The following is a 24,031-nucleotide window of genomic DNA, read 5'->3' as shown; positions in this document are numbered from 1 at the left end:
CTCCCCGCCGTGAGGGGGTTGTCAGTCGACCGGCTGCAGTTCCTTCGCGGTGGTCGTACCGCGGCGTTGTTCCAGGCGGATCGACCAGCGGCTGGTGTACAGGAGTCCGGCTCCGGAGGCGAGGAACAGGCCGGCGAGCAGCAGCCAGCCCGGTGAGCCCCAACCGGCGAGCAGCGCAGTGAGCAGACCGGGGGCGAGCATCATCGCGGCGCCTTCGCCGACGCCGAACATGCCCTGGTATTCGCCGTGGGCGTCTTCGCGGGTCATGCCCACGGAGAGGCCGTACCCGCCGGCGACGAAGAAGAGTTCGCCGAGGGTGTGGACCGCGGCGGCGACGAACAGCAGGGCGATGACGGTGCCGGCGGTGGCGCCGTCCGTGGTCGCGAAGACCAGACAGGACACCGCCAGAGTGACCCCGGCCAGAGCCGACATGCGTCCTGCGCTTTTGACGGTGGTGGCTGCCTGGGTGAAGCGGTTGAGCAGCAGCACGATGACCACACCGTTGAAGGCCAGCAGGACGCCCATGGTCCAGGGTGGCGCCTGGGTGTGAGAGGTGAGCCAGACGGGCAGGCCCGCGTCGAGCACACCCCAGTTGAGCGCGAGGACGCCGTTGAGGACGGTGAGGACCAGGAACGGGCGGTCGCGCAGCACCAGCATTTTGCGTGTGACCTGGCGTTCCCGGAGCGACTCGACGTGCGGGACGCGCGCGATCAGGGCGGCGAAAGCGAGGCTGGCCGCTCCGCAGAACAGCACCATGCCCACGTAGCCGGGGCGGTTGTCGAGGGTCAGCACCACGATGCCGATGACGGAGCCGGCGACCGCGCCGATCTCCTTGATGACGTGGCAGTTGCTGATCGATTTGAGCCGGTCGGGGCCGTCGGTCAGGCCGGAGAGCACGGCGATGCGGATGCCCGGGGACGCCTTCTCCGCCGTCACCACGACAGTGGTCGCGATCATGGCTGTCCAGAAGTTGTGCACCAGCGCCAGGGACATGGTGGCCAGGCCCTGGACCGCTGCGACGGCCATCAGCACCTCGCGGGGCCCGATGCGGTCGGCGAGGTAGCCGACCGGCATGCCGGCGACCATACCGACGAGACCTGCAGCGGTGATGCCGATGCCGAACTGGGCCGGCGACAGCTCGACGGACCGTAGGAAGAACAGCGCCCAGCAGGCGTACCAGGCGCCACGGCCGACCGACAGCACGAGGGTCGCGACGTAGACCGAGCCGACCGGTCCCTGCCAGAAGCCGCGTCGGGTCCATCCGGGTCGGCCCTGCCGCCCGGTGTCCTGCCCCTCCGTCGCCGTCACAGTCGTCCTGCTCCTTTCGCCCGTGTCCGGTCAGCATCGCAGGGTGCGGCGGGGGGCTTCATCTTCCGTGTTGCGCAGTTTCGGCCGGGCCGCCGGCAGTGCGCATGACGGAAGAAGACAGACCGGGACGACCGAAGCGAGGCTCGGGCCGGTAATCGAGAGCCGCGGGAAGGGAACGCAGTGGACGAGCGGGTTGCCTCACGAGCGGACCGGACGGACGGCGGGGGGCGGCCCGTACATCACGCGGTCACACACTGGGCCCGCCGTACTCCTCAGGCACCGGCGATCACCTGCGCTGACGGTGTGCTGTCCTACCGCGAGCTGGACGAGCGGGCCAACCGGCTGGCCCACCATCTGCGCGGGCTCGGCGTGGAGCGGGGCGTGGTCGTCGCCGTCCACCTGGACCGTGGCCTGGAGCACTATGTGGCGCTGCTGGGCGTGCACCGGGCCGGGGGTGCCGCGTTGCCGCTGGACACCGGCTATCCGGAGGCGCGTCTGCGGTACATGCTGGAGGACAGCGGCGCCCTGGTGGTCATCACGGGGCAGGATGCGGCCGCCGGCACAGTGGTGGACCCGTACGCCGATGCGGCGCTGATCGCCGCGTGTCCCGCCACGCCGCCGGACGTCGAGGTGCGCCGGGACGACCTGGCCTGTCTGATGTACACGTCGGCGTCGACGGGCGCACCCAAGGGGGTGCAGCTCGAGCACGGCGGGATCGCCGACCTGTGCCGCTGGCATGCGGAGGCGCTCGAACTCACCGCGGCCGACCGGGGTTCGCTGGCCGCCCCGCTGAGTTTCGACGCGTCGATCCTCGATCTGTGGCCGCTGCTGAGCGTGGGCGGGCATGCCGTCGCGGTCTCCGACAACGACCGGGGCGACCCCGAGCGGCTGGTCCGGGCGTTGCGGGACCATGCGATCACGGTGTGCTTCCTGACCACCGCGCTCGCCGAGATCGTGCTGGCCCAGCCGGGCCTTGAGACGTTGGCGCTGCGCTGGCTGGTGACGGGCGGTGAGGCGCTGCGGCGCCGTCCCCGGCCCGGCCTGCCGTTCCGGCTCGTGAACATCTACGGTCCGACCGAGACGACGGTGTACGTGACGTCCGCGGTGGTCGCCGACGAGGCCACGGCGGACGGGCCGGTCCCGATCGGGCGGCCGTTGGGCGGGGTGGATGTGCGCCTGCTCGACCCGCAGGGCCAGCCTGTGCCCGCGGGTGAGGCCGGTGAGATCGTGGTGGCCGGTCCCGGTGTGGCCCGCGGTTATCTGCGCAGGCCCGAGCTGACGAGCCGGCGATTCGGGGTGGACGGCGGGCTGCGCACCTACCGCACCGGCGACCTGGCGCGGCTCGGGGCGGACGGGCAGTTCGAGTTCCTCGGGCGGATCGACCGGCAGGTGAAGGTCCGCGGGCATCGCATCGAACCCGACGAGATCGAGCGGGCGTTGATGCGGCACCCCGGTGTGCGGCAGGTCGCGGTGGCCGCTGTGCGGCCCGCGGGGCAGGCCGCACAGTTGGTCGCGTACGTCGAAAAGGCCGGCCCGGGCGGTGCGGCGGGCTGGTCGGTGCCGCCGGGGCCGGCCGGGAGCGCCGTCACCACGGTCGCCGCCGTGCGGGCTCTCGCGCCCCGGTCCGTGCTGGAGATCGGGCCGGGTGTGCCGGGCCTCGACAAGGTGTGTGACGTCCATGAGCGGCGGGAGTCGCTGACACCGGACGTGCGGGGGGCCTACGACCTGGTGCTGGTCGATGCGCACGCCGTGGACGGTGCCGCTGGTCTGCTCGCCGCGATCGGCGCGGCGCAGCAGCACGGCGACACGGTGCTGGTGAGCGGGGTGCGGTCGCTGCCTCTGCTGGGGCCCGCCGCGGGGAGGGCCGAGCTGGCGACCGCGGTGGACGGCACCACCGGCGACGAGCTGCGCTGGCGGGCTTACGGGCGGAACCGGGACGATGCCGGGCCGGCTGTGCATCCGGTGGTGTTCGCGGACCTGCCGGCGGGGTCGGTGGAGATCGTGCCGCGGTACGACCGTGCCGACCCCGGCCGATTCGATGTGCTGGTCCGGGCGGGCGAGGTCCCGGCGGCTCCCGGGTTCGAGTGGCGGGACTACGGCGGCGAGGTCGACCTGGCGGCGATCCGTGCGGTGCTGCGTGGTGGCGAGCCGCGGGTGTTCGGTGTCCGGGGCATTCCGTACGCGGAGCTGGCGGCGCGGTTCGCGGCATGGCGCGGCATGGCCGGGCAGGTGACCGCCGGTGAGCTGCGGGCCCGGGCCCGGCCGGGCGGGGCGCCGTCGCCGGTCGATCTGCGGGCGCTCACCCTCGGGCTGCCCTACCGGGTGCGGCTCAGCTGGGCCGCCGGGCGCGCCGACGGTGCGCTGGACGCGGTGTGGCTGCACGACACGGTGCCCGAGCCGGTGCGGCTGCCCTGGCCCGGCCCGGCCGCGACACCCGTCGAGACGGTGAACCGGGTGCCGGACGAGGAGGGCGACGAGCGGCTGCGGGACGAGTTGCGTGAGGTGCTCGCCGCCCGGTTCGTACCGCACGAGATGCCCGACCTGCTGGTCCTCCTCGACCGGCTGCCGTTGACGCCGGTCGGCAAGGTGGACCGCAACGCGTTGCCGTTGCCGTTGTGGCTCGACGGGCGGCGGCGTGGTGCGGACGGGCCGCGGAGCGCCGCCGAGGAGGCCGTGACCGGGCTGGTCGAGGAGTTGCTCGGCCGTGGGGTCGGCCGGGACGACGATCTGCGGACGCTCGGCGCGCACTCGCTGACGTTCGCCCAGCTCTCGTCGCGGATCCTGCACGAGTTCGGTGTGCTTGTCCCCGTACGCCGACTGCTCGAGGAGCCTTCCGTCGCGGCGATCGCCGGTCGCCTCGAAGTGTCCGGGACGAGCCTTGTCGATCACACGGAGGTCAGCTGATGGATGCCCCGCTCACCTTCGCCCAGCAGCGGTTGTGGTTCCTCGACCAGCTGCATCCCGGTGCCGCCGGGTACAACATTCCGTCCGCGCACCGTATTCGGGGGCCGCTCGCGCCCGGTCTGCTGGCGCGGGCGCTGACCGAGGTGGTGCGTCGGCACGAGGTGTTGCGGGCCGCGGTCGCCGACGGGCCCGGCGGTCGGCCGGTGCACCGGATCCAGGCCTGCGAGCCGGTCGAGGTGCCGGTGACGCCGGTCGGCGGCGGGCCGGTGGAGGAGCGGCTTGCGCGTGCCGCGGAGTTGGCCCGGGATCAGGTGCTGCGGCCGTTCGAGCTGCGCCGGGGCCCGTTGCTGCGGGCCGGTTTGCTGCGTATCGACGACGACGACCACGTGCTGGTGCTCTGCCTGCACCACCTGGTCGCCGACCAGTGGACCCTGTCGCTGCTGCTGCGTGAGGTGTCCGAGCTGTACGAGGCGTACCTCCTCGATGTGGATTCGCCGCTGGGCGAGCCGCCGCTGCAGTACACCGACTTCGCCCGGTCGCAGCGGGAGACCCTCGACGAGGACGTCCTGGACGGTCAACTCACGTACTGGCGTGACAAGTTGGCGGGTTGTGAGCCGCTCGGGCTGCTCACGGACCGGCCGCGGCCACCGGTGCAGTGCTGGGACGGGGCGCGGGTGCGGCGGCGTATTCCCGCCGAGGTGCTCTCCGCGGTGCGTGAGCTGGCCGCCCGGCACGACGTGACGCTCTTCGCGGCCGTCGCCGCCGGGTTGTCGGCGCTGCTGGCCCGGCACACCGGGCAGCGGGACGTGCTCCTCGGCGCGGCCCTGGCCCACCGCGACCGCCCCGAGTTGGAGGAACTCCTGGGGTTTTTCGTCAACACGGTCGTGCTGCGTACGGACCTGACCGGTGACCCGTCGTTCGGTGAGCTGCTCGGGCAGGTGCAGGAGACGGCGCTGCAGGCCCAGGAGAACCAGGACCTGCCGTTCGAGCGGCTCGCCGACCTGCACGGCCCTGACCGTGATCTGAGCAGGCCGCCGCTGGTCAATGTCGTGCTGTCGTTCCTCAACACGCCCGCCGATCCGCTGCGGGTGCCCGGCTCGACGGTCACCGAGTTCGTCTTCGATCCCGGTGTCGTCAAGTTCGAACTCGACGTGATGGCCTTCGAGGACGGCGGTGAACTCGTCGTCGACGTCGACTACCGGCAGGACCTGTTCGACCGCTCCACCGTGGAGCGTCTCCTTGCCCACCTCGAACGGATCCTGGCCGGTGCCGCCGCCGGCCCGGACCGCCCGGTGTCCGCGCTGCCGCTGCTCACCGCCGACGACGAGGCCGAGCTCCTCGCCCGGGGCAACGCGGCCGCGCCGGCACACGGCCCGGGCAGGTCGGTGCCGGAGCTGTTCGCCGAGCAGGTCGCGCTGCGCCCGGACGCGCCCGCCGTACGCGAAGGGGCGGAGGTCCTCACGTACGCCGAACTGGACGCGCGGGCCGAACGGGTCGCGGCCGCGCTCGCCGGGTTCGACGGCCCGGCGTGTGTCGGTGTCTGCCTGGACCGCTCCGCGGACCAGGTGGCGGCGCTGCTGGGCATCCTCAAGGCGGGCGGCCACTACCTGCCGCTCGACCCCGGCTATCCGGCGGAGCGGCTCGGCGATCTCCTTGCCGATGCCGGTGCCGTCGCGGTGGTGACCGGCAGCCCGTACGCGGAGAAGACGGCGGCCTGGGCGGGGCCGCGGGTGCTGATGGACCAGCTGCCCGAGGCCACGGGCCGTGCGGCGCGGGGCGTGCCGGGGCCGGAGGATCTGGCGTACGTCATGTACACCTCCGGGTCGACGGGCCGTCCCAAGGGGGTGCGGGTGCCGCACCGGGCGGTGGTGCGGCTGGTGCACGAGACCGACTATGTCGACATCGGGCCCGGTGACCGGGTCGCGCACAGCAGCAGCATCTCGTTCGACGCCGCCACCTTCGAGATCTGGGGCGCCCTACTCACCGGCGCCGAGGCGGTCGTCCTGCCGAAGGAGACCGTGGTGGAGCCCGCGGTGTTCGCGGCCGCGCTGCGGGAGCAAGGCGTCACCGTGCTGTGGATGACGTCGTCGCTGTTCAACCACACCGTCGGCGAAGTGCCGGACGCGGTCGCCGGGGTCGGCACGGTCCTCGTGGGCGGCGAAGCACTCGACCCCGCGGTGATCCGTACCGTGCTGGAGCCGTGGAACGCGCCGGGGCGGCTCCTCAACGGGTACGGGCCGACGGAGAACACCACGTTCAGCACCACGCACCTGATCACCGAGGTGCCGCCGGACGCCGTGTCGATCCCCATCGGCAGGCCCGTCCGTGGTTCCCGCTGCTACGTCACCGACCCGCAGCTGCGGCTGGTCCCCGCCGGGGTGCCCGGTGAGCTGCTCGTCGCGGGCCTCGGCCTCGCCCACGGCTACGTGGGGGCGCCGGACCTGACGGCCGAGCGGTTCGTGCCCGATCCGTACGGCGAGGACGGGGCGCTGCTGTACCGCACCGGTGACATGGTGCGGTGGCTGCCCGACGGCACGCTGGAATTCCTCGGCCGCAGCGACGACCAGGTGAAGATCCGCGGCTACCGGATCGAGCCGGGCGAGATCGAGGCGCGGCTCACCGGCTGCCCCGGGGTGCGGTCGGCGCTGGTGCTGGTGCGCCGGGACGACGACGGGCCCCGGCTCGTCGCCTACGCGGTGCCTCACACGGGTGTCGAGCTGTCCGTGCCGGACCTGCAGAACCAGCTGGCCGCCGCGCTGCCGCCGTACATGGTGCCCAGCGACTTAGTGCTGCTCGACCAGTTCCCGCTGAACGCCAGCGGCAAGGTCGACCGCGCGCGGCTGCCGGAGCCGGTGCGGGCCGAACGCGCCGCCGGTGTCGCGCCGCGCACCAACCTGGAGGCGGCCGTGTGCCGTGTCTGGGCCGAGCAGCTCGGTGCGGGCGAGGTCGGTATGACCGACAACTTCTTCCATCTGGGCGGCGATTCGCTGCTCGCCACACGTGTGGTCGCCAGGCTGCGCCGTGTCCTCGGTGTCCGGCTGAGCGTGCGCACGCTGTTCGACCAACCCACGGCTGAGGCGTTCGCCGCCGCTGTCGACGATCTCAGGAGGACCGAAGTATGAGCACGACGACCGTCGGCACGCCGGCGACGAGCGTCCAGGAACGCATGTGGTTCGCCGAGCGTCTCGAACCGGGCGACGGGCTCTACAACGTGCCGTACGCGTGGCGGGTGCAGGGCACGCTCTCCGCGGAGGCGCTGGAGCGGGCCGTGGCGGTGCTGATCGAGCGGCACGAGATCCTGCGTACGACGTTCGCCGAGCGTGACGGCCGCCTGTTCCAGCAGGTCGGCGAGGCATGGACGCCGGTCGTCGACCGGGCCGACCTGCGGGGCGAGCCGGAGGACGCCGTCGAGGCGTGGATACGTGCGGGCTCCCGCAGGCCGTTCGACCTGGGCGGGCGGCGGCTGCTGCGGATCGGGCTGGCCGAACTCGACGGGCAGCGGCAGGTGTTGTTCCTCTGCGCCCACCACCTGATCTGGGACGCCACGTCCACCCAGGTGTTCCTGCGTGAGCTGCGCGACTGCTACGACGTGGCCGCCGCCGAGCTGGGCGTGGGTACCGCCCCGGCCGCGACGCCCGTGTGGCAGGAGGAGGCGCTGCCGCTGCCCGCGCTGTTCCTCGGGCAGGCCGCGCGCACCCCGGACGACACGGCGCTGGTGCACGAGGGCAGCACGCTCAGCTATGCCGAACTCGGCCGCCGGGCGCACGCGGTGGCCGGTCATCTCGCGGCGCGCGGGCTGGGGCGGGGCGACCTCGTCGGGGTGTACCTCGACCGGTCGGCGGACCTGGTGCCGACGCTGCTGGGTGTGCTGCTTTCGGGTGCCGCGTATGTGCCGCTCGACCCGATCTACCCGGACGAGCGGATCGCCGGCATGCTCGACGACTCCCGGGCCTCGCTGCTCATCGCCGACCGGGCCCCGGGCGCCGAGATGGCCGCCACCGGCGTCGAGACCGTCCTGCTGGGCGAGGTCCTCACGGCCGCACCGCTCGCCGTGCCGGTCCCGGTGGGCGGCGACGACATCGCGTACGTCATCTACACCTCGGGTTCCACGGGCAGGCCGAAGGGAGTGCAGGTCACGCATCGTGGTCTGGCGAACCTGCTGCGGTCCATGGCAGTCCGGCCCGGGTTCGGCGACCGCGACACGATGCTGGCCCTCACCACGGTCTGCTTCGACATCGCCGCCCTCGAACTGTTCCTTCCGCTGATCACCGGCGGCACCGTCGACGTCGCCTCCGCGGAGGTGGCCCGCGACGGTGACCTGCTCGTGCGGCATCTGGCCCGTACCCGCCCCACCCACATGCAGGCGACACCGGCGACGTGGCGGATGCTGCTGGCCGCGGGGTGGGCGGGCGACCCGGAACTGAACGTCCTCTGTGGTGGGGAGGCGCTGCCGCGGCCCCTCGCCGACGAGCTGCACCGCCGCTCGCGGGCGTTGTGGAACCTGTACGGCCCCACCGAGACCACCATCTGGTCGACCGCGGGCCTGGTCGCGGCCACCGGCCCGGTCACGCTGGGCCAGCCGGTCACCAACACCACCCTGCACGTCCTCGACGAGAAGCTGCGGCCCGTACCGGCGGGGGAACCGGGCGAGCTGTGGATCGGCGGTGACGGTGTCGCCGCCGGATATCTGCGCCGGCCCGAGCTGACCGCCGAGAGGTTCCGCACCGACCCGGCCGACCCGGACGGCGGCATCATCTACGGCACCGGTGACCTCGTGCGGATGCTGCCGGACGGGCAGCTCGCGTACGTCAACCGGGTGGACAACCAGATCAAACTGCACGGGTTCCGGGTGGAGCCGGGTGAGATCGAGGCGCTCCTGCGGGAACGGCCCGACGTGGCGGACGCGGCGGTGCTCCTCGACGACGCCGACACACTCGCCGGGTATCTGGTGTGCGACGGGGAGCCACCGTCGGCCGCCGACCTGCGCGCCCACCTCTCGCCCCGGCTTCCCGCGTACATGGTGCCCGCGGTCTTCCGGATCGTGGAGCGCTTCCCGCTGACCGGCAACGGCAAGGTGGACCGCAACGCGCTGCGCGCCCAGGGCGGCGGGCTGCCGACCGCGCCCCGCGCCGAGCCGTCGACACCGACGGAACAACTCCTCGCCCAGATCTTCACAGAGGTCCTCGACTGTCCGCCGCCGGGTGCCGGTGACTCGTTCTTCGAGATCGGCGGGCACTCCCTGCTGGTGCCCCGGCTCACCGGGGCGATCGCCGCCCGCACCGGGATCCGCCTCTCCGTCCGTGACCTGTACCAGGTGCCGCGGCTCGACGAACTCGCCGCGCACCTGGACACGCGGGCCGGAGACCGGCTCGTGGAGCAGCCGGAGACGGCGGCGGCCGGTGTGCCCGCGACGAGCATGCAGGAACAGATGTGGCTGGCCGAGCAGATGGACTGCACCGGCCCCGCCTACAACGTTCCCCTGTCGTGGCGGATCACCGGCGACCTCGACCCGGGGGCGCTGCGGACCGCGCTGGGCGCGCTCGTCGAACGGCACGAGATCCTGCGTACCGCGTTCCACCACCACGACGGGCGGCTCCACCAGGTCGTCACCGAACCGTGGACGCCTGAACTGGCCCACGACACCGAGGACCTGGCCGTCCTGACCGGCCGGGAGGCGTCGACGCCGTTCGACCTCGCGGCCGGGCGGCTGCTGCGGGCCCGCCTGGTGCGGACCGGACCGGACGCGCACACGCTGCTGCTGTGCTTCCACCACATCGCGTTCGACGCGCAGTCGGTGCCGGCGCTGGAACGCGACCTCGCCCACTTCTATGCGCGCGCCCTCGGTGAGACCGTCGGTGAGCTGCCGCCCGTGGTGCAGTTCGCGCAGGCCCGGTGGGACGAGGACCCGGACGCCGTCGGCCACTGGGTGGACCGGCTGACCGGCGCGCCCGACACCCTCGACCTCGGCGCGCCGCCGCGGCGCCCGGAGGCGCACGGCGCGGTGCCGGTCCCGTTCGCGCCGGACTTCGCCCGCCGCACGGCCGCGCTCCGCGACGAGCACCGGGTGTCCTGGTACATGGTGGCGGTCGCGGCGGTCGCCGCGTGGCTGCACCGTACGGACGAAGGCGGCGACGTCACGTTCGGGCTGCCGATGGCCAACCGGGAGGGCGACGACCTCGACGACGTGCTGGGGCCCTGCCTGAACACGGTGGTGCTGCGCTCGCGGGCCGAGGCGGCGACGACGTTCGCCGACCTGCTCGGCGAGGTGCGCGACAGCATGCTCGACGCGTTCGAGTACCAGGCGGCGCCGCTGCCCGAGGTGCTGTCCGAACTGGCCCCGCAGCGGCGGTCCGGGCGCACCCCGTACCTGGACGTCATGCTGAACCTGGTGTCCGTGCCGCGCACCCGGCAGGCGCTGGGCCCGGCGACGATGGCGGCGCTGCCGTTCGACCGCTGGCAGCACGAGACGAAGTTCGGTCTCACCGTGACGTTCGTGGAGGACGACGGGCAGCTCAGCGCGGTGCTGTCGTATCGCGGGGACCGGCACACCGCCGCCCGTGCCCGGCGGCTCGCCGAGCGGCTCGGCCGGGTCCTCGACGGGCTCACCGACCTGCCCGAGGTGCCGTTGGCCGAGCTGCTGCCGTCCGGCCGCCCGCAGTTCCGGGACTTCGCGGTGGCGCAGGCCGAGGAGCGGGACAGTGCGCACGGCCGGGAGGGGCTGGACGCGTGGGAGCGGCGGCTCTCCGGGACACCGGCGTTCCCGGCGCTGACTCCGCCGTTGCAGACCGCGCCGCCCGGTTCGGTGACCATCCCGCTCGGGCCCGGGGCGCTGGACGGGCTGCGCCGGATGCGCGCGGAGCACGGCCTGTCCTGGTTCATGGTGGCCGCGACCGGGCTCGCCGCGCTGCTGCACCGGTGGACCGGGCAGGAGGACGTCGCGTTCGGCTGCCCGGTCGCCAACCGGGACGAGTTCCCCGACCTGCTCGGGCCGTGCCTCAACACGCTCGTGCTGCGCTCGGAGTGCGATCCGGACACCACGGTGCTGGACCTGGCGCTCGCCATGCGGGAGACCGTGCTCGGCGCGTTCGACCTGGACCGGGTGCCGTTCGAGGACGTGGTGAGCCGGCTGCGGCCGCCGCGCCGACCGGGCTGGACGCCGTACGCGGACGTGACGCTGGCCGCGACCGCGGCGGGAGCGGCCGCCGTGCCGATCGGCGGGGCCGCGCTCACGCCCGTCGAGCTGGACCACGCGGGGGCCGGGTACGCCGGGAAGTTCGGGCTGACCGTCGGCTTCGAGGAGACCGACGGCAGGCTGCAGGGCACGATCCTGTACCGCGGTGACCGGCTCACCGGCGGTGAGGCGGAGCGGATGGCCGCCTGGCTGGGCCGGTTCGTCGAGTCGTTCGCCGAGGTCGCGGACCAGCCGGTCGGCACGGTCGACCTGCTCGGCGCCCCCGAACGGGCGGAGCTCGCCCGGTTCGAGGAGTCCGCCCCGGCGGGTGCGGAAACGACGGTTCCGGCGCTGTTCGCGCAGCGGTGCGCCGAGCAGCCGGACGCGCCGGCGCTCCGCTCCCGCAGCGGTGTCCTCAGCTACGCCGCGCTCGACGCGCGGGCCGACGCGCTCGCGGCGGTGCTGCGGCCGCTGGCCGGTGACCGCACGGTGGTTGCGCTGCTGCTGCCCCGCGGCGCCGACCTCGTCGTGTCGATGCTGGCAGGGTGGAAGGCGGGGCTGGCGATCTGCCCGCTCGACCCGGAGTACCCGGAGGACCGGATCCGGTTCATCCTCGGCAACGCCGGTGCGTGCGCCGTCGTCACCGACCGGCCCGCCGAGGCCGCCGGGGCCGTGCCGCCGGGCGTCGAGGTCGTCGGCATCGGCACGGTCGCCGAGAGCGTCGGCACGGTCACCAAGGACGCCCCGGCGGCGCTGCCCGGCCCGGATGCGACGGCGTACATCCTGTATACGTCGGGCACCACCGGCGAGCCGAAGGGTGTCGCGTACCGGCACGGGAGCCTCGCGCACGTGACCCGCTGGCACATCGACGCCTTCGACGTGCGGCCCGGCGACCGGGTCAGCCAGATCCACAGCGTCGCGTTCGACACGACGCAGCACGAGTTGTGGCCCGCGCTGTGCGGCGGCGCGGAACTGCTGCCGTACGAACGTCCCGTCGTGGTCCCCGAACTCACCTCGTGGCTCGGCGAGCAGGGCGTGACGATGTTCTTCGCGCCGACACCCGTGGCCGAGGCGCTGTGGGCGGCGGGCACCGAACTGCCGGCGCTGCGCTGGCTGTTCTTCGCCGGCTCGGCGCTGACCACGCTCCCGCCGGCCGTCCCGTACGGGGTCTGCGACGCGTACGGGCCGACCGAGACGTTCATCACGACCAGCCATGTCCTCGACGTGTCGACGGCGACGGTGCTGAACTGCATCGGCCGGCCCCTCGACGGTGTGCGCCCGTACATCCTGGACGCGGCGGGGCGGCGCTGCCCGGTGGGGATGCCCGGCGAGCTGTTCGTCGGCGGGGCGACCGTCGCGCAGGGCTACTGGGGCCGGGACGACCTGACCGGGGAGCGGTTCAGCGACCGCGATCCGGACGGCAATCCCGGCTGGGTGTACCGCACCGGGGACCGGGCCCGCTGGCTGCCGGACGGCACCCTCGAATATCTGGGCCGCCTGGACCGGCAGCTGAAGATCCGCGGCTACCGTGTCGAACCCGCCGAGGTCGAGACGCAGTTGCTGGCCGACCCTGCGGTGCGTCAGGCCGTGGTGCGCGGCTATCCGGGTGAGGCGGCGCCGCTGGTCGCCTATCTGGTGGCCGTGGCGGGCGAGCGTGCGGACACACCGGCGGTGCTTACGCGGCTGAAGTCGCGGCTGCCCGAGTTCATGGTGCCGAGTGCCGTGGTGTGGCTGCCCGAGCTGCCGCTGAACCATCGCGGGAAGCTCGACACGGGGGCGCTGCCCCGGCCGCAGCGCGCCGACCGGGTCGGTGAGATCGCGTGGACGGCGCCGGAGTCGGAGACGGAGCGGCGGATCGCCGGTGTGTGGTCGGCGGTGCTCGGCCTCGACGCGGTCGGTACGCACGACAACTTCTTCGACCTCGGCGGCAATTCGCTGCTCCTCGGCACGCTGCACGCCCGGCTGGAGAGCGAGCTGTCCCTGACCCTGCCGATCCGGCGCCTGTTCGAACATCCCACCGTGCACGCGCTGGCCCGGTCCCTGGCCGCCGGCAACGGCGAGCCGTCCTCCGCGGCCGCCGAGGTCCGCAGCCGCGCCGCACAGGCGCGGCGGGCCCGTCGTGCCCGCACCGCCCGCCCGACGAAGGTTGGAGAGGACGCATGAGCGAGTCCAACGCCGTGGCGATCGTCGGGCTGGCCGCCCGGCTGCCCGGGGCTGAGAACGCCGGCCGGTTCTGGCAGAACCTGCGCGACGGTGTCGAAGGCATCAGCCGGTTCGGCCTCGACGAGCTGATCGCCGCCGGGGTGGATCCGGCGCTGGCCCGGCATCCGCGTTATGTTCCCGCCCGCGGTGTGCTGACGGGCGGTGAGTTCTTCGACCGCAGGTTCTTCGGCTACAGCCCGGCCGAGGCCGCGGCGATGGACCCGCAGCAGCGGGTCTTCCTGGAGTCGGCGTCGACGGCGCTCGACGACGCCGGGATCGACCCGCAGCGCTTCGACGGCTGGGTCGGTGTGTACGCGGGCTGCGACATGATGAACCCGGAGCTGCAGGGCACCGGCGGCGACGGACTGTCCAGCATGATCGGCTACGACAAGGACTTCCTCGCCACCCGGGTCGCGTACAAGCTGGGGCTGCGCGGCCCGGCGCTCACCGTGCAGACGGCGTGCTCCACGTCGCTGGTGGCGGTGCACCAGGCCGCGCAGAGCCTCCTCAACTACGAGTGCGACGCGGCCCTCGCCGGGGGCGCCTCGCTGTGGCTGCCGCAGGTCACCGGCTACCTGTACGAGGAGGGGTACGTCGAGTCCGCGGACGGCCACTGCCGCCCGTTCGACGCGGCCGCCAGCGGCACGGTCGGCAGCAGCGGCGTGGCCGTGGTGGTGCTGCGGCGGCTGGAGGACGCGGTCAAGGACGGCAACCGGATCGTCGCGGTGATCCGCGGCTCGGCGCTGAACAACGACGGCGGGGAGAAGATCGGCTTCAGCGCGCCCTCGTTCGCCGGCCAGCGCGACGCCATCCAGTACGCGCACGCCCAGGCCGGTGTGGAGGCCGACGACATCGCGTACGTGGAGGCGCACGGCACCGCCACGCGGGTCGGCGACCCCGTCGAGGTGGCCGCGCTGACCGCCGCGTTCCGTGAGTCCACCGACCGGGTCGGCTACTGCCGGCTCGGCGCGGTGAAGAGCAACATCGGCCACACCGGTGCCGCGGCCGGCGCGGCCGGGCTGATCAAGACGGCGCTCATGCTGCAGCACCGGGAGCTCGTGCCGACGCTGCACTACCGGGAGCCGAACCCGGGCCTGGAGCTGGACACGTCGCCGTTCCGGATCGCCACCGAGCTGGCCCCCCTGCCCGCCGAAGGGCCGGTCCTCGCCGGGGTGAGCGCCTTCGGTGTGGGCGGCACCAACGCGCACGTCGTCCTGGAGTCGCCGCCGGTCCGCAGCCGTACGGACTCCGCGAAGCCCCGTGTCTTCTGCCTGTCGGGAGCTTCGGCGGCGGCCGTCCGCAGCCAGCGCACCGCACTCGCCGAGCACCTGGAGTCGTCCGACGACCCGCAGGACGACGTGGCGTTCACCCTGGCCACCGGGCGGCGCCGCTTCGACCACCGCAGCGCCGTGGTCGCGGCCGACCGGGCCGAGGCGGCCGAGGCGCTGCGTGCGGCGCCGCCGGTCGCCCGGGTCTCCGCCGAGCGGGACATCGCGTTCCTGTTCCCCGGCACCAGCGTGCTGCGCTCCGGTTTCGGCGGCGCCGCGCACCGCAGGCTGCCGGTGTTCCGCGAGACGTTCGACGCGCTCGCCGCCGAGTGCCGCAGCCGCTACGGCATCGACCTCGACGTCGTGCTGCGCCCGGATCCCGGCCTGGACTGGCTGCGGAGCGTGGTGAACGAGCAGCTCGCGCTGTTCGCCATCGGGTTCTCCCTCGCCCGGCAACTGCAGGCGTACGGCATCGAGCCGAAGGCCATGCTGGGGCACAGCGCCGGTGAACTCGTCGCCGCGGCCGTCGCCGGACGGTGGTCCCCCTCGGACGCGCTGCGTCTGGTGCACGAGCGCGGCACCATCCTGAGCGGCGTCGGGCCGGGCCGGATGCTGACCGTCAAGGCGTGCCCGGACGAGGTGCGGGAACTGCTCGCCGCGCGGCCGGGGCTGGCCGTGGCGATCGAGGCGCCCCGCTACTCGGTGCTGGCCGGCCCGGTCGAGGAGATCGACCGGCTGAAGGCCGACGGGATCGGCGACCGGATCCTCGACATCGGCGGCGCCTTCCACACGGAGGCGATCAGGCCGGCCGCCGAACGGCTCGGCCGGATCGTCGAGGAGATCCCGCACACGACCCCCACCCTGCCGTACCTGTCCAACGTCACCGGCGGCTGGGCCGATCCGGCGGTCACCTCGGGCGGCGCCTACTGGGCCGACCACGCGGCCGGCACGGTGCGGCTGTCCGACTGCGCGGACACCCTCCTCGACAGCTCCTGCCGGGTCTTCGTCGAGCTCGGCCCCGGCCAGACCATGACCCGGATGCTGCGCGGGCATGCGGCCTGGACCGGCGAGCACCTGGCGGTGCCGGTCAGCGGAAGCGCCGAGAACAGCGAGGAGGAGAACCTCCTCGCCGCGCTCGGCAGGCTGTGGGAGCGCGGCTTCGACATTCCCGTCGAGGACCTCCTCGACGCGCCGCAGCTGTGCGCCCTGCCGCCGCACCCGTTCGAGCCGATCGACTGCGAGAGCAACCGCGTCCGGTCCACCGGGAGTCCGGCCGCGGGCCGGCGGGAGCACGACGTCGTCGTCACCGTCGGCGACCTGCCCGCGCCGGGGCTGATCGCCGCGCTGGCCGGCGACACGGGCACCGTGCGGTCCGCCGCGGCGGACGGGGCGGTCGCCGCCACCGAGGGCGCGGTCGGCCCGGCCGTCGCCGTCGCGGTCGACGACCCCGCCGTACGGGACGCACTGCCGGAACTCGCCGGGCAGGCCGCCGCCGCAGGGGTGCGGCTGCTGCTGGTGGGCGGCGGGCTCGTCGGTGCAGGACCGGTGCCCGACCTCGTGGCCCGGCTGCGGGAGACCGCCCAGGTCACCGTGTTCGACCTGGAGGAACAGGCACCGGCCCCGGTGCGTGCGCCGGCCGCTCTCGGTGCGGTGCACGCCTGGCGCGACGGCCGCTGGTGGCTCCTCGACGAAGAACCCCCGCCCGCCGTGGAGGCCGTGCCCGGGGCGGCGGAGACGGAGGCCGCCGACGAGGTCCTCGACGGGCCCCGGGACGCCACCGAGGAGGCCGTCGCGGCGATCTGGTGCGAGCTCCTCGGGCTGGCCGCCGTCGGCGTCCACGACGACTTCTTCGAACTCGGCGGGCACTCCCTGCTCGCCACCCAGCTCGGCTCCCGCCTGCGGGCCCGCTTCGAGACGGAGCTGCCGATCGAGTCGGTCCTCGACAACCCGACGGTCGCCGGACTGGCCCGCGCGATCGGCGGCTCCGGTCGGGCCCGGCGGCAGGCCGTCGTCCCCCGGCCCGTGTCGGACGAGCCGCTGCCCGCCGCGTTCATGCAGCGGCGGCTGTGGTTCCTCGAACAGTCCGGTGCGGACCTCGCGTACGCCATTCCGCTCGTCCTCGACCTGGAGGGCGACCTGAGGATGGGGCCGCTGCGCGACGCCGTCACCGAGGTGGTGCGGCGGCACGAGGTGCTGCGCACGGTGCTGCCCGAGCAGGACGGCGAGCCGGTGCAGAAGGTGCTGCCGCCCGCGCCGGTGGAGATACCGCTGGTCGACGTGGCGGACCTGGACGAGGCCGGGCAGGAGCAGCGGATCACCGACGGTCTGCGGCGCCCCTTCGACCTGGCGGCCGGACCGATGCTGCGGGTCACCGTGTTCCGCACCGGCACCGACCGGTACGTGCTCGCCCTGTGCGTGCACCACATCGTGATCGACGGCTGGTCCCTCGACGTCCTCTGCGACGAGATCAGCCGCCTGTACAACGCGTTCCGGGACGGCCGGGAGTCGCCGCTGCCGCCGCTGCCCGTCCAGTACGGCGACTACACGCTGTGGCAGCGCGACCGGATGCCCGGCATCCTCGACAGCGGCCTGCCCTACTGGACCGAGCAGCTCGCCGGCATCCCCGCCGCCCTGGAACTGCCGACCGACCGGCCCCGGCCGCGGGTGCAGACCAACAACGGCGCGGTCGCCGACCGGCAGCTCCCGGCCGGGCTGCGCGCCGACCTCGAACGGCTGGGCCGCAGCCACGACACGACGCTCTTCATGACGCTGCTCGGCGGCTACCAGGCCCTGCTGCACCGGTACACCGGCGCGACCGACATCTGCGTGGGCACCCCGGTCGCGGGGCGCACCGAGGTCGAGCTGGAGCGGATGATCGGCTTCTTCGTCAACACGCTGGTGCTGCGCACCGAACTCGACCACACACTGTCCTTCGCCGACCTGCTGGCCCGGGTACGGGAGACGGCGGTGGGTGCTTTCGCGCACCAGGAGGTGCCGTTCGAGCGGCTGGTCGAGGAGCTCAACCCGGCCCGTGACCCCAGCCGCAACCCGCTGTTCCAGGTGATGTTCAACCTGCTGAACCTCAACGACGACCCGCTCGACCTGACCGGGGTCGCGGCGCACGACCGGCCGGGCTCCGGGCTCGGCAGCTCCCAGGTCGACCTGTCGCTGGACATCTACCAGCGCGACGACGGCCTGCTGTGCCGCCTGGAGTACAACACCGACCTGTTCGACGCCGCGACCGCCGACCGGCTGCTGCGCCACTTCGAGGCGCTACTGACCGCGCTGGCCGCGAACCCGGGTGCCGCGCTCGGCAGTTGCGAGCTCCTCGACTCGGCGGAGCGGCGGCAGCTCCTGGAGGAGTGGAACGACACCGCCCACCCAGTCGAGCCGGTGACCGTGCCGGAGATGTTCGAGCGGGCCGCACGCCGCGTGCCGGACCAGGTCGCCGTCGTGGCCCGGGACGGCAGGCTCACCCACGCCGAACTGCACGCCCGCGCGAACCGGGTGGCCCGTCATCTGATCGCGCAGGGGGTCGGCCCGGAGGACCGGGTCGCGCTGGTCCTGCCCCGTACGACCGACATGGTGGTGGCGCTCCTCGGGGTGCTCAAGTCCGGGGCCGCCTACCTTCCGGTCGACCTCGCCATGCCCCGCGACCGGGCCGACGCGATGCTGGAGGACGCGGCGCCCGCCGTCGTCCTCACCGGGCTCGACGACGAGGTGCTCGCCGGTTTCCCGGACGGTGACCTCGACCCGGCGGAGCGGGTGCGGCCGCTGGACCCGCGGCACCCGGTCTATCTGATCTACACCTCCGGTTCGACGGGGAAGCCCAAGGCCGTCGTGGTGGAGCACCGCAACGTGGTGAACCTGTTCCACGAGCACCGGACCACGCTGATCGCGCCGCTGGCCGCGCGGGCCGGGACCGTCCAGGTGGCGCTCACCGCGTCGTTCTCCTTCGACACGTCGTGGGACGAGCTGCTGTGGCTCGCCGACGGGCACACCCTGCACGTCATCGACGAGGAGCTGCGCGCCGACACGGAGGCGGTCGTCCGATACGTGCGGGACGAGAGGATCGACTTCCTGGACGTGACCCCGTCGTACGCGAAACCGCTGATCGCCGCCGGTCTCCTGGACGGCGGCGACGGCGGCGGGCACGCCCCGGCGATCCTGTCGGTCGGCGGTGAGGCCATCGACGCCGCCCTGTGGGACGAGATCGGTGCCGCGCCGCGGACCGACTGCTACAACTACTACGGGCCCACCGAGTGCACGGTCGACACGCTCGGCAGTCCGATCGTGACCGGCCGGCCGGTCACCCTGGGCCGTCCGCTCGCCAACACCCGTGCGTACGTGCTGGGTCCGGACCTGCAGCCGGTGCCGCCCGGCGTGGCGGGCGAGCTGTATCACGCGGGTGCGGGGCTGGCCCGCGGCTACCGGGGCCGGACCGGGATGACCGCCGTACGGTTCGTCGCCGACCCGTTCGGCGAGCCGGGCTCCCGGATGTACCGCACCGGTGACCTGGTGCGGTGGCGGGGCGACGGCACCCTGGAGTATCTGGGCCGCACCGACGACCAGGTGAAGATCCGCGGTTTCCGGATCGAGCCGGGCGAGATCGAGACGGTCCTCGAAGGGCACCCGGCGGTCACCCAGGCCGTCGTCGTGGCGCGGGAGGACCGGCCCGGCGACGCACGCCTGGTCGCCTACGTGGTCCCGGCCGATGTCGACGCGGCCGAACTGCGGGCCTGGACCGCCCGGTCGCTGCCGGACTACATGGTCCCGGCGGCGGTCATGCCGCTCGCCCACATCCCGCTGAACACCAGCGGCAAGGCCGACCGGAAGGCGCTGCCCACGCCGGTGTTCGCCGCCGCGGCGGCGTCCCGGGCGCCGCGCACCCCGGCGGAGCGCACGCTCGCCGACCTGTTCGCCGACCTGCTCGCGGTGCCGCCGGTCGGCATCGACGACGACTTCTTCGCGCTGGGCGGGCACTCGCTGCTGGCCACCCGGCTGATCACCCGGATCCGCTCCGCGTTCGACGCGAACCTCCCGGTGCGGGCGCTGTTCGAGACGCCGACCGTGGCGGGGCTCGCCGAGCAGCTCGCCGCGACGGGCCGCGCCTCCGACAGCGCACTGCGCGTCTTCGAGCGGCCGGAGATCCTGCCGTTGTCGTTCGCCCAGCAGCGGCTGTGGTTCCTCGACCGCCTCACCGGGTCGGACTCGACGTACAACCTGCCGTTCGCGCTGCGGCTGACCGGCACGCTCGACCCCGGCGCGCTGCGGCAGGCGCTCGCCGACGTGACCGGCCGGCACGAGGCGCTGCGGACCGTGCTGCCCGAAGTGGACGGGGAGCCGCGCCAGGTCGTCCTGGCCGGGCCGGACGCCCGGCCGGAACTGACCGTCACGGACGTGGCGCGCGCCGGCCTGGAGGAGGCCGTCGAGAGGGTCTGCACCACCGGCTTCGACCTGGGGGCCGAACTTCCGTGGCGGGCGCACCTGTTCCGGCTCGCCGACGACGAGCACGTCCTCGTCGTGGTGCTGCACCACATCGCCGGTGACGGCTGGTCCCTCGCACCGCTGGTCGAGGACCTCGGCACCGCGTACCGGGCCCGCCTCGCCGGGGCCACCCCCGACTGGCGTCCGCTGCCCGTCCAGTACGCCGACTACACGCTCTGGCAGCGGGAGACCCTCGGCGACGAGGACGACCCGCAGAGCCCCCTGGCCCGGCAGATCGCCTTCTGGAGCGACACCCTGGCCGGCGCGCCGGAGCTCCTCGACCTGCCCCTGGACAGGCCGCGCGGGGCGAGCGCCGACGGGCACAGCGGAGTCCTGGACTTCCGCATCCCCGCCGAGGTGCACGGCGCGCTGGCCGGGCTCGCCCAGGAACACGGCTGCACACTGTTCATGGTGCTGCAGGCCGGACTGGCGACACTCCTGACCCGGTCGGGCGCCGGTACCGACCTGCCGATCGGCACGGTGGTGGCCGGGCGCCAGGACGAGACGCTCGACGACCTGGTCGGCTTCTTCGTCAACACGCTCGTGCTGCGCACCGACACCTCGGGCGATCCGACGTTCCGTGACCTGCTGGCCCGGGTCAAGGAACGGGACCTGGCGGCGCTGGCCCATCAGGACCTGCCGTTCGACCGGCTCGTGGAGATCCTCAACCCGGTCCGGTCGCCGGCCGCGCACCCGCTGTTCCAGGTGGCGTTCGTGCTCCAGAACACCGGCCGGGCCGAGGTGACGCTGCCCGGTCTGCGGGTCGAGCCGGAGCCGGTCGGCGGCGTCAACGCCAAGTTCGACCTAACGTTCAACTTCAGCGAGACCGGCGACGGCGTCGACGGCTCCCTGGAGTACCGGACGGACCTGTTCGACGCGTCCACCGTCGCCGCGCTGGCCGAGCGGCTGCTGCGGCTGCTGACCGCCGCGGCCGCCGAACCCGACACCAGGGTGTCCGCGTTCGAGCTGCTCTCCGACGACGAGCGGCGCCGTGTCCTGCCCGACGCGTCCGGTACGCCGGTGCCGCCCCGCACGTTCCCGGAGCTGTTCGCAGAGACGGTGGCCGCGTACCCGGACGAGATCGCGGTGGCCGACGGCCGGGTGGAGTGGACGTACGCCGAACTCGACGCCCGCGCCGACGACCTGGCCCGGCTCTTCGCCGCGCACGGGGCCGGACCGGAGGACGTGGTCGGCCTGGCCCTGCCCCGGTCGGCGGAGATGGTCGCCGCGCTGCTCGCGGTGCAGAAGGCCGGTGCGGCGTACCTGCCGGTCGACCCCGGGTATCCGGCCGAGCGGATCGCCTACCTGCTGTCCGACGCCGCGCCCGCGCTCGTCGTCAGCAGCGGGGAGACCGCCGCGGTGCTGCCCCGCCTCGACTGCCCGGTGCTCCGCCTCGACGCGCTGCCCGAGGCCCCGGCCGACGGGCCGGTGCCCGCCGCCGTCGACCTGCGCAACCCGGCCTACCTGATCTACACGTCCGGGTCGACCGGCCGGCCCAAGGGTGTGGTCGTCTCGCACGCCGGTCTGGCCGCGTTCGCCGCGACCCAGCGCGAGCGCATCGGGCCCGGTCCGGGCGAGGTGGTCCTGCAGTTCGCCTCGCCGAGCTTCGACGCGTCGGTGTGGGACCTGTCCCTCGGCCTGCTCTCCGGGGCCCGGCTGGTGCTCGCCCCGCCGGAGCAGCTGCTGCCCGGGCCCGCGCTGACCGGCCTGATCCGGCGGCACGGGATCACCCACATGTGCCTGCCGCCGTCGTCGCTCGCGGAGCTGGACCCGGCGGAGATCCCGGCGTCGGTGACGGTCATGGTCGGCGGCGAGGCCTGCCCGGCCGGTGTCGCGGCGACCTGGTCGGACGGCCGGACCCTCATCAACGTGTACGGGCCGACCGAGGCGACCGTGGTGGGCACCGTCAGCGACCCGCTGAGCGGTAGCGGCGCGCCGCCGATGGGGCGTGCGGTGCGGGACATGCGCCTGTACGTCCTCGACGCGACGCTGCGGCCGGTGCCGCCGGGGGTTCCCGGTGAGCTGTATCTCGCCGGGCCCGGACTGGCCCGCGGCTATCTGCGCCGGCCCGCCGTCACCGCGGAACGGTTCGTCGCCGACCCGTACGGCAGCGGCGGCGCCCGGATGTACCGCACCGGTGACCTGGTGCGGTGGCGGGGCGACGGCACGCTGGAGTATCTGGGCCGCACCGACGACCAGGTGAAGATCCGCGGTTTCCGGATCGAGCTGGGCGAGGTCGAGGCGGTGCTCACCGGCCACCCCGCGGTGAGCCAGGCCGCCGCCGTGGTCCGCGAGGACCGGCCGGGCGACCGCCGTCTGGTCGCCTACGTGACCACCACCGGCGCGGAGGCCGCCCCGGCGGAGCTGCGCGCATGGATGCGTGAGCGGGTCCCGGCGCATCTGGTGCCGTCGGCCGTGGTACTCCTGGACGCGTTCCCGCTGACGCCCAGCCGCAAGATCGACCGCAAGGCGCTGCCCGCGTCGGAGGCCGGCGTCGCGAACCGGCCCGCCCGTACCGCCCGTGAGGTGGCGCTGTGCGGTCTGTTCGCGGAGGTGCTCGGGCTGGAGCGGGTCGGGGTCGACGACGGGTTCTTCGAACTCGGCGGCCATTCCCTGCTTGCGGTGAAGCTGTTGAAGCGGATCCAGTCCGCGCTCGGCGCCGAGCTGAGCATGCGGACGCTGTTCGCGGCGCCCACGCCCGAGGCTCTCGCGGAGCAGCTCGACCTGGCCGTCCCGGCGAACGCCGGGGTCGACGTGCTGCTGCCCGTCCGGGCCGTCGGCACCGCGCCCGCGCTGTTCTGCGTGCACCCGGTCTCCGGGCTCAGCTGGTGCTACGCGGGCCTGCTGCCGCACCTGCCGGGCCATCCCGTGTACGGGTTGCAGGCGCGCCGGGACGAGCCCGCGGCGGACCTGGACGCGATGGTCGACGATTATCTGGCGCAGCTCCGCTCGGTGCAGCCGGCCGGCCCATACCACCTGCTCGGCTGGTCGGCGGGCGGGACGATCGCGCACGCGCTGGCGTGTCGGCTGCAGCGCGACGGTGAGCAGGTGCGGTTCCTCGCCCTGCTCGACTCCGCGCCCGCGGACGGCCGGATGGACCGTGCCGCGATCGCCCGTGCGATCGGCGACGACGTGGGTGTCACCGGTGAGGACCTGGACATCCTGGTGGACAGCGGCCTGCACACGCACCGGCTGCTGCACGAGACCCCGCCGGGGGTGTTCCACGGGAACCTCGTCTACCTGACCGCCGCCCGCGACGGCGCACCGGCCGTCGACTCCTGGCTCGGCCACGTCGACGGGGAGATCAACGAGTACCGGATCGACTGCCACCACACGACGATGATGCGTCAGGGCCCGCTCACCGAGATCGGTCCGATCATCGCAGCCGAGCTGAAGGAGACACGATGACGAACCCGTTCGAGGACGCCGACGGCCGGTACCTGGTGCTGGTCAACGACGAGGGCCAGTACTCGCTGTGGCCGGAGGCGGCCGGAGTGCCGGACGGCTGGCGGTGCGCGCGGCCCGCGGACAGCCGGCAGAGCAGTCTCGACTTCGTCGAGCGGACCTGGACCGACATGCGGCCGCTGAGCCTGGTCCGGGAGATGGAGCGGGCTTCGTAGGGCCTGTATCGCTGAACCCCCGTCATGTGCCCTCCGGAGGGCACATGACGGGGGTTCGGACGTACGGGTGC

At 73.7% G+C, this 24,031-nt stretch carries 6 protein-coding genes; 5 read left to right on the top strand and 1 reads right to left on the bottom strand.

The genetic code is table 11. The annotated features are described in order from the left end of the window. Positions 1–21 precede the first annotated feature (21 nt). Positions 22–1,308: an MFS transporter gene (locus ACFYO0_RS41920; RefSeq protein WP_388686880.1), complete on the bottom strand. Its 1,287-nt coding sequence runs from the start codon at positions 1,306–1,308 to the stop codon at positions 22–24. A 180-nt stretch (positions 1,309–1,488) separates the two neighbouring features. Here ACFYO0_RS41920 and ACFYO0_RS41915 point away from each other — a divergent pair, with 180 nt between their 5' ends. Genes ACFYO0_RS41915 through ACFYO0_RS41895 form a run of 5 tightly spaced genes read left to right on the top strand, consistent with a single transcriptional unit; the run spans position 1,489 to position 23,960 of the window. Next, positions 1,489–4,212, top strand: a complete 2,724-nt coding sequence (locus ACFYO0_RS41915; protein ID WP_388686878.1) for an amino acid adenylation domain-containing protein — start codon at positions 1,489–1,491, stop codon at positions 4,210–4,212. Then, on the top strand, positions 4,212–7,334 hold the full coding sequence (locus ACFYO0_RS41910) for an amino acid adenylation domain-containing protein (protein WP_388686877.1): 3,123 nt from the start codon (positions 4,212–4,214) through the stop codon (positions 7,332–7,334). The genes ACFYO0_RS41915 and ACFYO0_RS41910 overlap by 1 nt, the downstream gene beginning before the upstream one ends. Continuing rightward, positions 7,331–13,546, top strand: coding sequence for an amino acid adenylation domain-containing protein (locus ACFYO0_RS41905; protein WP_388686875.1), 6,216 nt, complete (start codon positions 7,331–7,333; stop codon positions 13,544–13,546). Before ACFYO0_RS41910 ends, ACFYO0_RS41905 begins: the two co-directional genes overlap by 4 nt. After that, positions 13,543–23,748 (top strand): amino acid adenylation domain-containing protein, encoded by a 10,206-nt coding sequence (locus tag ACFYO0_RS41900; RefSeq protein WP_388686873.1) that lies wholly within the window; start codon positions 13,543–13,545, stop codon positions 23,746–23,748. Before ACFYO0_RS41905 ends, ACFYO0_RS41900 begins: the two co-directional genes overlap by 4 nt. Then, on the top strand, positions 23,745–23,960 hold the full coding sequence (locus tag ACFYO0_RS41895) for an MbtH family protein (protein ID WP_388686871.1): 216 nt from the start codon (positions 23,745–23,747) through the stop codon (positions 23,958–23,960). Before ACFYO0_RS41900 ends, ACFYO0_RS41895 begins: the two co-directional genes overlap by 4 nt. Positions 23,961–24,031 lie beyond the last annotated feature (71 nt).

This window comes from Streptomyces sp. NPDC006365, assembly GCF_042870755.1.
GTDB classification, from domain to species: domain Bacteria; phylum Actinomycetota; class Actinomycetes; order Streptomycetales; family Streptomycetaceae; genus Streptomyces; species Streptomyces xiangluensis.
This window is presented reverse-complemented; position numbering and strand designations above follow the sequence as displayed.

Excerpts from the sequence above, each read along its gene's own strand:
- ACFYO0_RS41910 (WP_388686877.1), top strand. The coding sequence starts at position 4,212 with ATGGATGCCCCGCTCACCTTCGCCCAGCAGCGGTTGTGGTTCCTCGAC.
- ACFYO0_RS41905 (WP_388686875.1), top strand. The coding sequence starts at position 7,331 with ATGAGCACGACGACCGTCGGCACGCCGGCGACGAGCGTCCAGGAACGC.
- ACFYO0_RS41900 (WP_388686873.1), top strand. The coding sequence starts at position 13,543 with ATGAGCGAGTCCAACGCCGTGGCGATCGTCGGGCTGGCCGCCCGGCTG.
- ACFYO0_RS41895 (WP_388686871.1), top strand. The coding sequence starts at position 23,745 with ATGACGAACCCGTTCGAGGACGCCGACGGCCGGTACCTGGTGCTGGTC.